Consider the following 15,013-nt stretch of genomic DNA (forward strand, 5'->3'; position numbering starts at 1 on the left):
GAACTGGCGGCGTTGATTGACATCGCGCAAGCGAAACTCCGTGCCGGACAACAGATGCTGCACCTGGGTATCGACTCCACCGCGCCGGGGGTAGCGCCGATCACCGGAAAACGTGCTCGATGGTTGACCGAGGCGATCACTACGGGCTGGCGCGACCTCGGTTTCGACGCCATCGATGACGAGGCATTCTTCCAGTTGGTCCTAGCGCGGCTGGTGGAACCGACCTCGATGACCGATTCCACTCGCGTTGTCGCCGACCTCGGCATGACACCAGCACACCGAAACACCTATGTCAACGCGCTAATCCGTTGTGCCACACGCGATTACCGTGACCAGATCGCCACCGCCTGTTTCGCTCACGCCGGGCGAAGCGGCGGACTCTCGCTCATCATCTACGACGTCACCACCCTATATTTCGAGGCCGACACCGAAGACGGCCTCCGCAAAGTCGGCTATTCCAAAGAACGTCGCGTCGACCCGCAAATAGTCGTGGGACTGCTTGTCGATCGCAACGGATTCCCGCTGGAAATCGGGTGTTTCGAAGGCAACACCGCCGAAACCACCACCATCATCCCGATCATCACCGCCTTCCGGGACCGCCACGACCTGACCAACACCGAACTGGTGATCGCCGCCGACGCCGGAATGCTGTCAGTGACCAACCTGACCGCACTCGATGACGCTGGCTGCGGATTCATCGTCGGGTCGCGCCAAGTCAAAGCGCCTGGTGACCTGGCTTCCCATTTCCATTGGCACGGAGACCATTTCATCGACGGACAGCTCATCGATACCGTCACACCCCGACGCGCCGGGACCATGGTCAACACCATCGCCACCCGCGCCGAGCCCGTCTGGACCCACGATAACGAGAAAGCGTGGCGGGCGGTCTGGCACTACAGCACAGCACGCGCGCGCCGTGACACGATCACCCTCAACGCCCAAGAAACGCGGGCGAGGGCCGCGGTCGATGGCAGCAAACCCGCGAAATCGACCCGGTTCGTGAAAATAGCTGGCACCGACCGATCCCTGGACGAGGTTTCCCTGGCCCGGGCACGGTCGCTGGTCGGGTTGAAAGGGTACGTCACCAACATTCCCGCCGAAGCGATGACCGCAGGCGAGGTAATCGGCAAATACCACGACCTGTGGCAGGTCGAGCGGTCGTTTCGCATGTCGAAAACCGATTTGAAGGCTCGCCCGATGTTCCACCGCACCCGCGACGCGATCGAAGCGCACTTGACGATCGTGTTCACCGCCCTCGCTGTTGCCCGCTACCTGCAAGAATCCACCGGAATCAGCATCGCCCGCCTGGTCCGAGTGCTACGGCCGCTACAAGAGATCACCGTTATTATCGCAGGCCATCGGCACCTCGCTGCCGACCCGATCGGTCGTGAAGCCGCCGAAATCCTCACCGCCCTCGGCATTCCGCACCCGTGACGACCAGAAGTGGGTCACTAAACCTGTGCAACCCAGGTCCAGCAGAGTGATGTACCCAGTGACTCTGTAGCGACCATGTGAGCGTGTCGTAGCCGGAGGGGGCGGTCACCGCTACTCGCACGGGCTGTACCCGGTCATAGACGATGCGCCATCCACTCCACCGGCACGGATGAGCCTGCCGGGGTAGGCGCGACTACGCGCGAAAGGACTCCGCGAGGGCCGCCTATGTAGGCACGAGGGCCTTCTGGTCGACACCGTCGCCGTCACAGCGCTTCCCATTGCCACGGCTGCGGCACTGCTCCGCGGAGGCATGCGATTCGATGATTCGCCTGCCTCGCCCGCCGAGCTGGTCGATCTCGACGCCATCACCGCCGACGGTGAGCAGGAGGCGGCATGAGCCTGCCCGCATTCGTCGGACCCGGCAGCCCTGGTCTGCTCGGGATGGGTGGTGGGTCCCCGGTCCCGGTCGCGGTGTTCCTGCGCACTTCGACCCGGGATTTGCAGGACCCGACCCTGTCGCTGCCACGCCAGCTCGACAACTGCCGCAAAGTCCTCCCGCCTGGGTTCGTGATTGTCGCGTTCTTCTACGATGTGGAGTCCTCCCGCAAGGACCTCGAACAGCGCGGTCGCGGCAACGCGCACGAGGCGTTCGACATCCCGATTCCCCGCGACGGGGGATTGGCCGACCTGCTGGCCGAAGCGCGCCACCCCAATCGTCGGTTCGAGGCGGTGGTGGTGGAGGAGATCGAACGCGCCGCGCGGTGGACCCATCAGTCCACTCAGCTCGAACACGAATTGGAAACTGTTGGCGTGCCGCTGTACGCCGCAGATGAGGGGCCGATCTCGCTGTCGGAGAAACGCGCCACCCAGATCCTGGTGCGGCGCATGAAACAAGCTGTGGCCGAATGGTTCCTGCGCCACACTCTCGAACAGTCCTGGGAGGGCTACCGCGAACACGCCAAACAAGGCTGGAACATTGGCAAACCACTCTACGGCTACCTTAACCAGCGGGTCCCGCACCCGGTCGCGGCCAAACGAGAAGAGGGACGCACCAAATCCCGACTCGTCGTGGACCCCGAACGCGCACCGGCGGTCGTGCGGATCTTCCAAATGCGACACGACGAACACCTCGCCTACGAAGTGATCGCGGCGCGGTTAAACGTCGACCTCGACCGCTACCCGCCCCCGCAACCGAACCGGCCCGAGCGAGCCCGGGGATGCTGGACGCGATCGTCGGTGCGCGAGATCCTCATCAACCCCAAATACACCGGCTACATGGTGTGGAACCGGCGAGCCACCAAGAAAGGCGGCAAGCTCAACCCACCCGAGAAATGGGTCTGGTCACCCGAGCCCACCCACGAACCACTCGTCACCCGCGAAATGTGGGAAGCGGTACAGGCAAAGCGCACCATCCGGCAAGGATCGCGGATGGGCGGCAAGAATTCCCATCCCGCCACCATCCGCACCTACGTGCTGCGCTACTACGTGCACCACCAGCAATGCCACAAACGGATGTTCGGCAAAACCCGAAAGGGCTACGGCTACTACACCTGCCAGCCGCAACTCGACCGCGTCGGCAACCCCGAGGCGTACGCCGATCACCCCCCGACGGTGTACGTGCGCGAAGACGCGCTACTGGAATGCGTACAAACCTTCTTCAACGAGCGCGTGTTCGGCCCCGACCGCGCCACGCTGCTACGCCACCAACTACGCGACCACGACTCCAGCGACCGCGACGACATCGAACAGCAGATCGCCGCGATCGAGAAGACGGTCGCCGAGATCACCCGCCGTCAGAACAACCTCCTCGACGAGCGCGAATCCCGCAGCTTCTCCAGCGGTGACGAGACAGCTGACGCCTGGGCCGGACGACTGCGTCACCGGTTCGCCGAACTCGAACACGAACGCCGAACCAAGAACACCGTCTGGAGGCACTGCGCGAACAGGCCGCCCGACGACCACCGAACGAGCCCGACCTGATCGAAGACCTACCCCGACTCGCGCTGCAACTCACCAACGCCCCCGACGCCCTGCAACGCGACCTGTACGAGGCGTTCGGTCTCAAGATCGTCTACGACCACAACGCCAAACGTGCCACCATCCACGCCACACTGACCACGGAGACACTCCCCGTCGCCGCACAAGCCACCGCCGCGCTGACCGCACTTGCACCCCCGGAACCCACCGTCGAGCCGCCGCCAGCATCAAACCAAACCAGCACACGGTCCGTCACAGGTAGGGCAACAACTGAAAAAGTTGCCCATGTTGGTGGTGCCCTCGGCAGGATTCGAACCTGCGACACCCGCTTTAGGAGAGCGGTGCTCTATCCCCTGAGCTACGAAGGCTTGCTAGGTGGGCTCTGCGCCCGGGACGTTCGCAGTCTACCGGGTATCGGGCCGGGAGTCCGCATCGCTGTCCCAGGGCGGTGGTGAGGATCAGAAGCCGCCGCCGTCGAATCCTCCGTCGAATCCGCCGCTGTCGTCGTAGCCCCCACCGTCGTAGCCCCCACCGTCATAGCCGCCGGAGTAGTCCCCGCCCTGGTCGTAGCCGCCGTCGTCCGCGGCCGGTCCGTCTTGGAAGCCTTCGCCGTAGCCGCTCTCGAAGCCGTGGGCGTCGTAGCCCACTCCGGACATCCCGGAGAACAGGGACGTGAACAGCAGGGCTGAGCCGAGGCCCCAGGCGCCTGCGACCATCGCGGGCTTCCACCAGGGCTCGGAATACCAGCCGGCGGGTACCGGACGTCCGGCCACTCGGCCGCCGGGATAGTAGTTCGGCGTCGACGACGAGGGTTCGGGTGCGGCCGTGATCTGCCTGCCCTGGTATTCGACCGCGCGCTTCTCGGTGACCTGCCCCGCGGCGTCCTGGCCGTCGAGTCCGGGGATCGCGGGGCCCGGGTCCATGTTCATCGCGGTCCGTGCGGCCCTGATGTAGTAGAGCCCTTCCAGCGCGGTCTGCTTCGCGAGCCGTGCCTGCGCGGGTGTGCGGGCCTGGTCGAGTTGGGCGCCTGCCGCGAGATGCCGTTCGGAGGCGTCGGCGAGTGCCTGCGTGGCGGCGTCGTTGCTGCCGGAGAGGCTGTAGACCTGGCCGCCCAGCCGTTCGTTCACTTGCCTGGCCTCGGCGAGCCCGTCGGCGAGTTCGGTGGCTCTACGCTGTTCGCTCTGTTGTGACTGCCATATCAGTAAGACGATCAGCGCGCCGAGTATTAAGGCGATAAGCAGCCACAACATGGGCACCTCTTCCGCGAGATCTCGGACAATGCCAGTTTACTGTCGGCTTGCTGAGGTCTCGCTGAGTGTGCGGTAAGGCGCTGCGGCCGGTGTCTGTGCCGCGTCGTGGTCGGCGGGGTCCAAAGTCCCGGCCTTCCGGCGGTAGGGCGCGCCGGGCCGGTTGTCGGTGATATGGCCGGAGACGTTGCGGTAGCAGCATCCGCGGTCGTTCAATCGGCATTTCCGGCCACCTGGGCCATCAGTTCCCGGCGAGTTGACGTGCGATGACCAGACGCTGGATCTGGTTGGTGCCTTCGAAGATCTGCATCACTTTGGCTTCGCGCATGTAGCGCTCGACCGGGAAGTCCTGGGTGTAGCCGTAGCCGCCGAAGACCTGGACCGCGTCGGTGGTGACCTTCATGGCGGCGTCGGTGGCGACGAGCTTGGCGACGCTGGCCTGGCGCGAGTACGGCAGCCCCGCGTCGCGGCGGCGGGCGGCGTCGAGGTAGGTGGCGCGGGCGGAGTCGACCGCGGCCGCCATGTCGGCGAGGACGAAACCGAGTCCCTGGTGGTCGATGATGTGGCGGCCGAACGCTTCTCGCTCCTTGGCGTACGCGACGGCCTCGTCGAGGGCGCGCTGCGCCAGACCGGTGGCGACCGCGGCGATGCCGAGGCGGCCGGAGTCCAGAGCGCTGAAGGCGATCGAGAGCCCCTGCCCCTCCGCGCCGACACGCCGTTCTTCCGGCAGGAACGCGTCGTCATAGGCGGCGGTGGTGGTGGGCACCGCGCGCAAGCCCATCTTCTCCTCGGGCTTGCCGAAGCTGAGTCCCGCGGTGTCGCTGGGGACCAGGAAGCAGGAGATGCCGCGGGAACCTTCGCCGGTGCGGGCGAACAGGGTGTAGAAGTCGGCGCGGCCACCGTTGGTGATCCAGGCCTTGGCGCCGGTGATCCGATAGCCACCATCGACATGGGTGGCGCGGCAGCGCAGCGCGGCCGCGTCGGAACCAGCGTGCGGCTCGGACAAGCTGTAGGCGCCGACGGTCGCGCCGGACAGCATGTCGGCCAGCCAGCGTTGCTTCTGCTCCTCGGTGCCGAAGGTGAACAACGGGTGGCAGGACAGGCTGTGCACGCTGACGGCGACGGCGACAGCGGCCCAGCGGGCGGCGAGTTCCTCGAGCACCTGGAGGTACACCTCGTAGGGCTGCGCGCCGCCGCCGTACTCCTCGGGATACGGCAGACTGAGCAGCCCCGCGGCGCCCAGCGCGGGGAAGACGCCATCGGGAAAGATCCCGGTCTTCTCACACTCGGCCACGCGCGGTTCGAGCACCTTGTCGGCGATGTCGCGGGTCAGTTCCAGCAGGTCTCTGGCCTCGGGGGTGGGCAGCATACGGTCCACTGGCATCTCGTCTACTCCACGGTGCTCGGTGCGTCTCTCGTGATTCACAGTAACCGGGCGTCACCGGGTGTCGGCTCGGCGATATCGGCCGTGCTGGTGAGGGCGGCGGGACAGCACAGTACGGACGAGATTTCGGCGAAGACGACGAGTTCGGTGCGGAATGCTTTGCTCGGCCAGCCCGTAGCCGAGCGCGATCGAGTGCAGGCACGCTTACGTCGACCGATGCTGCACGTGCAGCCGTGTGTACAGGTGTGCATGAACCGTCTGCGGACGCCGCGACATTTGTGCTGGTCATCGCCGTTCTGTCGAGTGGGTGGCGCAAATCTCGGGAATCATGCCGATTGGGTTTGTCTCATTCGGGTGATATCGCTCCGCTCACCTGGCGCACTGACGCCACACTCGACTAAGACAGAAGATGGTCGGGAGTCGGGGACGACCGATGTGTCGGCGGCAACGCAGGGGGTGCCGCCGGCACACCGGCATGATCAGATGGATCGGTTACCGGCTACACGCCGACCTCGCACTGGCCGTCGCCCGACGGACGCGCATCGCGTCGCGCACGAGGCCGGCTCATGCCCATGTGGTTCCCGCGCTCGAGTCGGCCGGGGTGCACGCCTACTCGACGAATACCGAAATCGCGGTCCCCGGGCCGCCTGGAACCTGAGGCATCGAAGTCCCGCTACGAGCTGACCCGAGGGAATTGATGGCGTATGCCATCGGATGGATGCGCACGGTCTTTCGTCGCCCCTGCCCCAGGCGGTCTACCGTTGGGTAGCATCCCACGTGTGATGTGGCTCATGGTCGACGCGTGCTGAACCATGCCGGCGCGCGTACCGACTTGCCCTGAGCTCCTCGGCCTGATGCTGCGCAGGCACACCCCGAAAGATTCGGAGGCCGTCGCGTCCCACGGCCCGGAGACGGATCGGGCCGAAGTCGACCTTGCTCGCGACCATGCCGAGCGCACACAGATTCCGACACCCGCCGCGCCGTCGGCCATCCGGGCTGCACTGGAAAGGGTGGCGTGGGCCGATCCCGAGCGCGCACTGTCGTGCGCCTTGCTCACCAGTGGCAGACCGACTTGTATCCCGCCGGAGTTTCCGAAGGTGGCCGAAACCGACTTGGCTTTCTGACGGGAAGTCACCGAAGAAAAAGGAGTTCCGATGTTGAGCACCATGCAGGACGAGCCGTTGTCGTTGGCGACGTTGCTGCGCTACGCATCGACGTTCGCTGGGGATTCGACCGTGTCCACGTGGACCGGCACCGGTGTGCGCACCATGACTTATCGGGAGGTCGGCGCCGAATCGGCGCGGTTGGCGAACGCGTTGCGCGGGCTTGGCATCGGGGTGGGTGACCGGGTGGGCACGTTCATGTGGAACAACAACGAGCATCTGGTCGCCTATATCGCGGTGCCCGCGATGGGCGCGGTGCTGCACGCGTTGAACATCCGGTTGTTCCCCGAGCAGGTCGTGTATGTGACCAACCACGCCGAGGACCAGGTGGTACTGGTGGACGGCACGCTGGTGCCGTTGTTCGGCCAGATCCTGCCGCACCTGACGACGGTGCGCCACGTGATCGTGGTCAATGGCGACGCGGCCACCCTCACCGCGCCCGAGGGCGTGCGGGTGCACTCCTACCCGGAGTTGCTCGGGGCGCAGCCGGACACCTACGACTTCCCGGTGATCGACGAGCGCGCTGCCGCGGCGATGTGTTACACCTCCGGCACCACGGGTGATCCGAAGGGCGTGGTGTATTCGCATCGTTCGAACTGGCTGCACGCGATGCAGGTGGCCGCGAACAACGGGATGGGCTTGCACGGTACCGACACCATTCTGGCGATCGTGCCGTTGTTCCACGCGAACGCGTGGGGCCTGCCGTACGCGGCGCTGATGACGGGAGCGAATCTGCTGATGCCGGACCGCTTCCTGCAGCCGGGTCCGCTGCTGGAGGTGATGGCCGCGCAGAAGCCGACCTTCGCCGCCGCGGTGCCCACCATCTGGGGCGGCGTGCTGGCCGGGCTGGCGGCGAAGCCGCAGGACATCACGCATCTGCGCGCGGTGGTGGTGGGCGGCTCGGCCGTGCCGCCGTCGATGATGCGGACCTTCGAGGACGAGCACGGCGTGCGGGTGCTGCACGCCTGGGGTATGACCGAGACCTCGCCGCTGGGCAGCGTGGCGCACCCGCCCGCGACCGCGGTCACCGACGAGCAGAAGTGGGCCTACCGGGTGACCCAGGGGCGTTTCCCGGCCGGTGTGCAGGCGCGTCTGGTCGGCGACGACGGCGTGGTCCCGAACGACGGTGTGTCGCTGGGCGAGTTGCAAGTGCGTGGTCCGTGGATCACCGGCTCCTACTATTCGCCGGACGGCACGGTGATCGATCCGGAGAAGTTCGACGACGGCTGGCTGCGCACCGGTGACGTCGGCAAGATCAGCCCCGACGGTTATCTCACGCTGGTGGACCGCTCCAAGGACGTGATCAAGTCCGGTGGGGAGTGGATCTCCTCGGTGGATCTGGAGAACGCGGTGGTCGAGCACCCGGCGGTGGCCGAGGCGGCCGTGATCGGCGTGCCGGATGAGAAATGGGACGAGCGTCCGTTGGTGGCGATCGTGCTGGCCGAGGGCGCCGAGGTGAAGCCGGAGCAGTTGCGCGAGTTCCTCGCCGACAAGTTCGCCAAATGGCAGCTGCCGGAACACTGGACCTTCATCGCCGAAGTCCCCAAGACCAGCGTGGGCAAGTTCGACAAGAAGCGGCTGCGCAGCCAATACGCTGACGGCGAACTGAACATCACCACCCTCGCCTGACGTCGCTGCCCCGCGTCACCACTTCAGCATCGGCAGTGGTGAGGTGGGGTGGCTGCGCAGCCGCCGCGCGGCCAGGGACACGAGCCTGCGGTGGAAACCCTGGTTCGGATAGCGCTTCGCCAGTTCGCGGTAGGTTCCGCGGGAGATGCCGAACCGGCCGAGTACGCCGAGTTCGACATCGATCGCGTCGGCGCGCCGGAAGATCTCGACCGGGTCGTGCGGCGGGCCCGCCGGGCGAATCTTGTGGTGCTGGTCGATCATCGCCACCACCAGTCCGGTGAGGTCGTCGCGGTCGATGCTCGCCAGCCAGGCGCGCGCCTGGTCGCACGAGGGGGCGAGGTAGTCGAAGCTGCCCGCCGACCAGATGCCGATGTCGTGCAGGACAGCCGCGGTCAAGAATTCCTCGCGGGTGCTCGGCGGGGTTTGCCGGTCGGCGGCCAGGAGATCGCACAGCGTCAGGACGCGCAGCACATGGTTGGTGTAGGCGGTGCGGTCGGCCCCGAGCTGTTGTTGCCACGGCGCGAGCCTGGCCTCGACCTCGGCGCGAAGATCGTTGCTGCTCATAGCGGTTCACCCTACGCGCAGACGGCCGGGGCGGACGGCGGCGACGCGCGGTGCGCGGCGGCGCTTACGCGAGAACACCCGGCGCGGGGCAAAGGGTTTGCCGCGCCGGGTGTTCGGTTCGTGGATCAGCAGTTGCGCAGTTCCGGGCTCTGGTTGAGCAGCTGGGCCCGGGTGCCGATGAATGTGGTGTAGGTCTCGCCGCCGACCGCGGAGAGCGGGAACGCGGCGACGCGGTGGCAGTTCTGGAAGGCGAGCTTCACACCGAAGTGCCGCTCCAGGCCACCGCGAATCGCGTCGGAAGCCATAGCGCGCAGCAGTTGTCCGCGCGCTACGTCGTCGGGCGGCGCGATCGTGTTGTCGGCGAATTCCGCCGTGCCGGAACGCAGTTCACCGGCTACGCGGCTGACTACTTCCCAGGCGTAGGGCAGTGAATTGCGCACGACCTCGACGAAGTCGGCGTCGTCGACCTCGCCGCGTTCGGCGCGTTCGAGAACTGCGGTGGGGACATCAAGGGACATGGCGCTCTCCTCCAGTGCTGGACGTCGATGCGATGCCACTGAAGTCTAAACGAAAGTCGTTGTCAATAACACTGGATTCGGCGTGAAAATGCTTTTTCCAGTGCCGCTTTCGTGTCGGCGGCCAGCGCCGCGACCAATTCGCCCGCGGGTAGCTCCGGTGCGAGCTCATGGGTTTGGCCCGCCCAGAGGTTGATCTGGTCGGGGTTGCCCGCCGCCCGTGCTGCGGCTCGCAGCGGGGCGGTGGCGTAGTGGATCTCGGGGTAGCCGGTCGGCGCGGTGGCGGTGTGCCGCAGCAGGAATCGGTTGCGCAGCCCGCGTGCCCTGCGTCCGGTGAACGCGCGTGTGAGCATCGTCGGGGTGTCGGTGGCAAGCGCGGCGCGGTGCGCCTGGCTGGTGCCCGCTTCGGGGCAGCGCAGGAACGCCGTGCCCAGTTGCGCGGCCGCGGCGCCCGCCGCGAGCGCGGCGGCGATGCCCGCGCCCGTCGTGAGACCACCGGAGGCCACTATCGGCCGGTCGGTGGCGGCGGTGAGCAATTGCAGCAGCGCCAGCAGGCCGAGCGGGTCGGTGGCGTCGTCGGCGGGTCGATCAGTGAACGTCGCGCGATGTCCGCCCGCCTCCGCGCCCTGGGCGATGAGGACGTCGGCGCCCGCCTCGACCGCGATGCGCGCCTCGGCGACCGAGGTGACGGTGAGCCAGACTTCGGAACCGGCGGCGTGCAGTCGTTCGATGTCCACGGCGCTCGGGCAGCCGAAGGTGAACGACACGGCCGCGACCGGGTCGGCGAGGAGGAGCTCCAGCTTGGCGTCCCAGTCGTCGGTGTCGAAGCGTGGATCTCCGAGCTGGTGTTCGGCGCCGAGTTCGGCCAGATAGTCCGCCAGATCGGCGGCGGGAGTCGGAAGGCCGGGCACGAACAGGTTCACGCCGAACGGTTTGCCGGTGGCCGCGCGGGTCGCCGCGATCCGCGCGGCGGTGTCGGCGGCGCTCAGATAACCGGCGGCCAGCTGTCCGAAACCGCCCGCCTCGGCCACCGCGGCGGTCAGCTCGGGGGTGGATGGGCCGCCCGCCAGCGGGGCGAGCGCGATCGGAATGTCCAGGTCGTCGATGATCACGGTGCGATTGTCTCTTATCCGCGCATTTGGATATGTGACCCGGGTCTCAGCAGTGTTCTTCCACCAAAGGTTGCGGAATGGTCACGACGCGGTAGAGTTCCCGTCACAACGGATGCCAAACCGTTATCCGCCCGGCTTCATCGGATCGTTATCGACCCGCTTCGGCCCGGGCTCCGGCATCCCGGACCCTGTTGTATTACCGAGGATTCAGCTTTGTCGCAGCACCGTGTAGGCCCCAGTTCCATTACCGTCCAGAGCCTCCTCGGCGAGGGCGAAACGGGCCGTCCCACGCGGCACCGCGCCGAGCCGTCCGCTACCGAACGAGTCAAGGCCGCCGCCACCGCCGCGGTGGCCGCGGGGGCCCTGATCGGCGCTGCCGGCCAGGTCGCTCCCGCGCTCGCCTACGCGTCGCCGTTGCTGCCCGGTTCACACGACGCCGACGAAGAGACGCAGGCCGCGCCGACCACCGTGAAGGGTACGAGCATCCTGCCGATCGCCGAGGCGAAGGCCGCCGCCGCGCCGGTCGCGCAGCCCGTGGCGGAGCCCGCCGCGGTCGCGGGCCAGATCGCCGCCCCGGTCGCCGCGCCGTTCGGCATCCCCAATCTTCCCCCGGAGCTCGCCGGTCCCTTGGCGCAAGCCGAGGAGGCCCTCAAGGGCGTGCAGCAGCAGGTCGCTCCGGCGCCCGCGGTGCGCCCGGTGGCCGGCCAGATCAGCTCCGGCTTCGGCAGCCGCTGGGGCGCTATGCATTACGGCCTCGATTTCGCCGACTCGCTGGGCGCGCCGATCCACTCGGTCAGCAACGGCACCGTCATCGAGGCGGGTCCCGCCTCCGGTTTCGGTCTGTGGGTTCGGGTGCTACAGGACGACGGCACCACCGCGGTCTACGGCCACGTGAACGAAATGTTCGTGCACGCGGGCCAGCGGGTGAACGCGGGTGACGTGATCGCCACCGTCGGCAACCGGGGTCAGTCCACCGGTCCGCATCTGCACCTTGAGATCTGGGACCAGTCCGGCACCAAGATCGACCCGATGCCCTACCTGGCCGCGAAGGGCGTGCCCCTGGAGTGGGGCCCGTCCGGGCACTGACATTCCCTGTCCGGCTTGATATTCCGATCAGCGTACGGGTGCGGGCAGCGAAGCCTGTCGCGTCCAGGTGACGCGGGCGGCGGTTCGCAGCCGGCTCTCGTAGAGCTACCCCATGGGCACCGGTCGGTCGCTAGGCTCGGGCCGTGATCGAGCTGGGCGACATCTTCGAGCCTGGGTCACCGCACGGCCGCGTTTACGCCGTGCTGGTGCACCATCCGCGGTCGAGTCTCACCGATATCGCTCAGTACCTGGGTGTTTCGGAAGATCTCGCCGCGGACTCACTGGACGTGCTGTGCGCATTGCACGCCGCGGTCCGCATCGAGTCGCCCGACGGCGAACCGCGATGGGACGCGCACGCGCCGGAATCGTTGTCCGAAGCCGAGGCACGGCGCAGGCAGCAGGAGATCAACCAGATGCATGCCACCGCAGCCCGATTGAGCGAGACGTTCCGTTCGGTGCGCCGCTCGCCCCGCGGCAACGGCGCGGTGGTGCCGGTATACGAACGGCTGGAGATGCTGGCGGATTTCGAGGAGATGCAGACCGGCGCGCGCAGCTGCGTCAAACTGGTCGAACGCGGGCCCTATCTCAGCGATCCCGAGCGTGAGCACCGGCTGTTCGAGCTCAAACGGAGCAGGCTCGCCGAGGGTATCCGCTACCAGACCTTGTACCAGGACACCGTCTATCAGGACCCCGAGCGCCTGCGGCACGCGCTGTCCACCAACGCGGGCGGTGCGCAGGCCAGAACGTTGCCGGAGCCGCCGTTCAAACTGATCATCAGCGACGACGAGCGGGCCGGCCTGGTGCTGCACGCCGACGAACGCAGGCCCGACCCGATGGGTTTGCGCGTCACCGGCTCGCCCACGCTCGAATTGTTGATCAAGACCTTCGACGTGTTGTGGACGATGGCCGCGCCGATCTCGGTGAACCCGGCCGCCGAGGCACTGGACGAACGCGATCGCGCGATCTTGACCCTGATGGGACTGGGCGCGACCGACGACACCATCGCGCGGCGACTCGGAATGTCCCGGCGCACGGTGGTCCGCCGGACCGCACGGCTGCTGGAGCGGCTCGGAGCGAGCACGAGGTTCCAGGCGGGGGTGCAGGCGACGCGGCGCGGGTGGTTGTGAGCAAGTTCACCGATTCGGGTAGTTCCTGCAACACGGGAGTACCCGCACCGATATAACGGCAGGAATCAGGCAAGACACCGATTCCAGGGGGTGGGTGGTGTCCGACGAGCGGACAGCACGCCACAAGGGGGGACGCGGACCGTCCCGGCGGCCTCCGCGGCAATCCAATACAGCGCGCGGGTCCAGTGGTCAGCCCCTTATATGATTGCTCGGTCCGCGCTGGCCTCGGATAACAAGCCCTGAGCAGGGTATTGCCCGGGCCTGGCTCGATGCGAGAGGTGAATGCACTCGAATGGAAACCGCCCGTCGCTCTGCTCGCGGTAGCCGTCGCCGTAGGTCGGGCAGTCCGCTCTTCGCGCAGCTGCTGACCGCCGCGGTCGAGTCCGCAGCCACCGAGGTCGCGATCCGGTTCAACCCCACAGGTGACCCGGCCGACGATCGGGAGCTCACCTACGCCGAGCTGGACGCGGCGTCCTCGCGGCTGGCCAGGGAGCTGATCGAGCGCGGTGTCGGGCCCGGCGACGTGGTCGCCATCGGGATCTCGCGCAGCGTGGAGTCGGTGGTCGCCGTCTGGGCCATCGCCAAGACCGGCGCGGCGTACGTACCGGTGGATCCGACCTACCCCACCGACCGCATCAACCACATCGTCGCCGACTCCGGCGCCACGGTGGGCCTGACCACTTCGGCGCATCGCCCGGTGCTCGGCACCGGCGTGTATTGGATCGAACTGGACGATCCGGTGCAGGCCGCGCGTATCGCCGCGCGCCCGGAGCATCCCATCTCCTACACCGACCGGGTCCGCCCGCTGGACGAGCGGCACCCGGCCTATGTCATCTACACCTCCGGGTCCACCGGCAAGCCCAAGGGCGTCGTGGTCACCCACAGCGGTCTGGCCGGGCTGGTCGCCGCGGAGCGCGAGCACTACGGAGTGACCGAGGACTCGCGCGTTCTGCACGTCTGCTCGCCGAACTTCGACGTGTCGGTGCTGGAACTGCTGCTGGCCTTCCCCTCCGGAGCGACGCTGGTGATCGCGCCGCCGAGTGTGTTCGGCGGTTTCGAGCTGGCGGACTTGCTGCGACGCGAGCACGTCACGCACATGCTCATCACGCCCGGCGCCCTGGAATCGGTGGATCCGGCCGGACTCGACGACCTGCAGGCCGTCATCGTGGCCGGTGACAAGTTCGGCCCGGAGCTGGTCGGGCGCTGGGCGGCCGAGCGTGAGTTCTACAACGGTTACGGGCCCACCGAGGCGACGATCCTGGCCACCAGCACGCCACCCATGACGCCGGGCGAGCCGATCACGATCGGCACGGCCATCCCGGGAGTCGGCGCGTTCGTGCTGGACTCGCGGCTGCGCCCGGTGCCTGCCGGGGTGGTCGGCGAGCTGTATCTGTCCGGTCCCGCGCTGGCGCAGGGCTACCTCAACCGGCCGGGCCTGACCGCGGAGCGATTCGTCGCCAGCCCGTTCGGCGCCGACAGCGGCAACCCGGGAGCGCGGCTGTACCGCACCGGTGACCTGGTACGGCGCATCGAATCCGGCGGCCAGGACGGTGGCGCCATCGAATACCTGGGTCGCTCGGACTTCCAGGTGAAGATCCGCGGTTTCCGCATCGAACTGGGCGAGATCGACAACGCCCTCACCAGCCATCCGGATGTCGACTTCGCGGCCACCCTGGGCAAGACGCTGCCGTCGGGCGCGACCGCCCTGGTGGCCTACGTGCTGCCGCGGCCCGGCGCCGACGTGGACACCGGTGTGCTCGCCGAATACATCGGAG

At 67.4% G+C, this 15,013-nt stretch carries 11 protein-coding genes and 1 tRNA gene; 6 read left to right on the forward strand and 6 right to left on the reverse strand.

Going from position 1 to position 15,013, the window contains the following annotated elements; all coding sequences use genetic code 11:
* Together ACT89H_RS28975 and ACT89H_RS28980 are read left to right on the forward strand one after the other, a co-directional pair.
* Positions 1-1,434: IS1634 family transposase (locus tag ACT89H_RS28975; RefSeq protein WP_445111845.1), on the forward strand; the 1,434-nt coding region annotated here is incomplete at its 5' end.
* A gap of 393 nt (positions 1,435-1,827) precedes the next feature.
* Positions 1,828-3,414 carry a recombinase family protein gene (locus ACT89H_RS28980; protein ID WP_445111846.1) on the forward strand — a complete coding sequence of 529 codons (1,587 nt, stop codon included), beginning with the start codon at positions 1,828-1,830 and terminating at the stop codon, positions 3,412-3,414.
* A gap of 289 nt (positions 3,415-3,703) precedes the next feature.
* On the opposite strand, the gene ACT89H_RS28985 is transcribed toward ACT89H_RS28980, so the two are convergent.
* The 3 genes from ACT89H_RS28985 to ACT89H_RS28995 form a co-directional block, all read right to left on the reverse strand.
* Positions 3,704-3,779 (reverse strand) — tRNA-Arg (locus tag ACT89H_RS28985).
* A gap of 90 nt (positions 3,780-3,869) precedes the next feature.
* On the reverse strand, positions 3,870-4,661 hold the full coding sequence (locus ACT89H_RS28990) for a DUF1542 domain-containing protein (RefSeq protein ID WP_445111847.1): 792 nt from the start codon (positions 4,659-4,661) through the stop codon (positions 3,870-3,872).
* Between the two features lie 238 nt (positions 4,662-4,899).
* Complete coding sequence (locus ACT89H_RS28995) at positions 4,900-6,042, reverse strand: acyl-CoA dehydrogenase family protein (RefSeq protein WP_445111848.1); 1,143 nt, start codon at positions 6,040-6,042, stop codon at positions 4,900-4,902.
* 1,154 nt (positions 6,043-7,196) lie between these two features.
* Here ACT89H_RS28995 and ACT89H_RS29000 point away from each other — a divergent pair.
* Positions 7,197-8,834 (forward strand): long-chain fatty acid--CoA ligase, encoded by a 1,638-nt coding sequence (locus tag ACT89H_RS29000; protein ID WP_445111849.1) that lies wholly within the window; start codon positions 7,197-7,199, stop codon positions 8,832-8,834.
* Positions 8,835-8,849: 15 nt separating this feature from the next.
* Here the strand turns inward: ACT89H_RS29000 and ACT89H_RS29005 are convergent, their stop codons facing one another.
* The 3 genes from ACT89H_RS29005 to ACT89H_RS29015 all read right to left on the reverse strand — a co-directional run bounded on the left by ACT89H_RS29005 (position 8,850) and on the right by ACT89H_RS29015 (position 11,025).
* On the reverse strand, positions 8,850-9,398 hold the full coding sequence (locus ACT89H_RS29005; RefSeq protein WP_445111850.1) for an HD domain-containing protein: 549 nt from the start codon (positions 9,396-9,398) through the stop codon (positions 8,850-8,852).
* A gap of 125 nt (positions 9,399-9,523) precedes the next feature.
* On the reverse strand, positions 9,524-9,916 hold the full coding sequence (locus ACT89H_RS29010) for an SCO5389 family protein (RefSeq protein WP_445111851.1): 393 nt from the start codon (positions 9,914-9,916) through the stop codon (positions 9,524-9,526).
* Between the two features lie 62 nt (positions 9,917-9,978).
* Positions 9,979-11,025 carry a nitronate monooxygenase gene (locus ACT89H_RS29015; RefSeq protein ID WP_445111852.1) on the reverse strand — a complete coding sequence of 349 codons (1,047 nt, stop codon included), beginning with the start codon at positions 11,023-11,025 and terminating at the stop codon, positions 9,979-9,981.
* 213 nt (positions 11,026-11,238) lie between these two features.
* On the opposite strand from ACT89H_RS29015, the gene ACT89H_RS29020 reads away from it, so the two are divergent.
* From ACT89H_RS29020 to ACT89H_RS29030, 3 genes are all read left to right on the forward strand, one after another.
* The gene (locus ACT89H_RS29020; protein WP_445111853.1) at positions 11,239-12,111 is read left to right on the forward strand and encodes a M23 family metallopeptidase; all 873 of its coding nucleotides are present in this window, start codon (positions 11,239-11,241) and stop codon (positions 12,109-12,111) included.
* Between the two features lie 143 nt (positions 12,112-12,254).
* The gene (locus tag ACT89H_RS29025) at positions 12,255-13,238 is read left to right on the forward strand and encodes a DNA-binding response regulator (protein ID WP_445111854.1); all 984 of its coding nucleotides are present in this window, start codon (positions 12,255-12,257) and stop codon (positions 13,236-13,238) included.
* 292 nt (positions 13,239-13,530) lie between these two features.
* A partial coding sequence (locus tag ACT89H_RS29030; protein WP_445111855.1) for a non-ribosomal peptide synthetase occupies positions 13,531-15,013 on the forward strand: 1,483 nt, incomplete at its 3' end.

The sequence above is a fragment of the Nocardia aegles genome (genome assembly GCF_052545135.1).

Bases quoted from the DNA above. Each gene is read 5' to 3' on its own strand.
- ACT89H_RS28980 (WP_445111846.1), top strand. From the start codon at position 1,828: ATGAGCCTGCCCGCATTCGTCGGACCCGGCAGCCCTGGTCTGCTCGGG.
- ACT89H_RS28990 (WP_445111847.1), bottom strand. From the start codon at position 4,661: ATGTTGTGGCTGCTTATCGCCTTAATACTCGGCGCGCTGATCGTCTTA.
- ACT89H_RS28995 (WP_445111848.1), bottom strand. From the start codon at position 6,042: ATGCCAGTGGACCGTATGCTGCCCACCCCCGAGGCCAGAGACCTGCTG.
- ACT89H_RS29000 (WP_445111849.1), top strand. From the start codon at position 7,197: ATGTTGAGCACCATGCAGGACGAGCCGTTGTCGTTGGCGACGTTGCTG.
- ACT89H_RS29005 (WP_445111850.1), bottom strand. From the start codon at position 9,398: ATGAGCAGCAACGATCTTCGCGCCGAGGTCGAGGCCAGGCTCGCGCCG.
- ACT89H_RS29010 (WP_445111851.1), bottom strand. From the start codon at position 9,916: ATGTCCCTTGATGTCCCCACCGCAGTTCTCGAACGCGCCGAACGCGGC.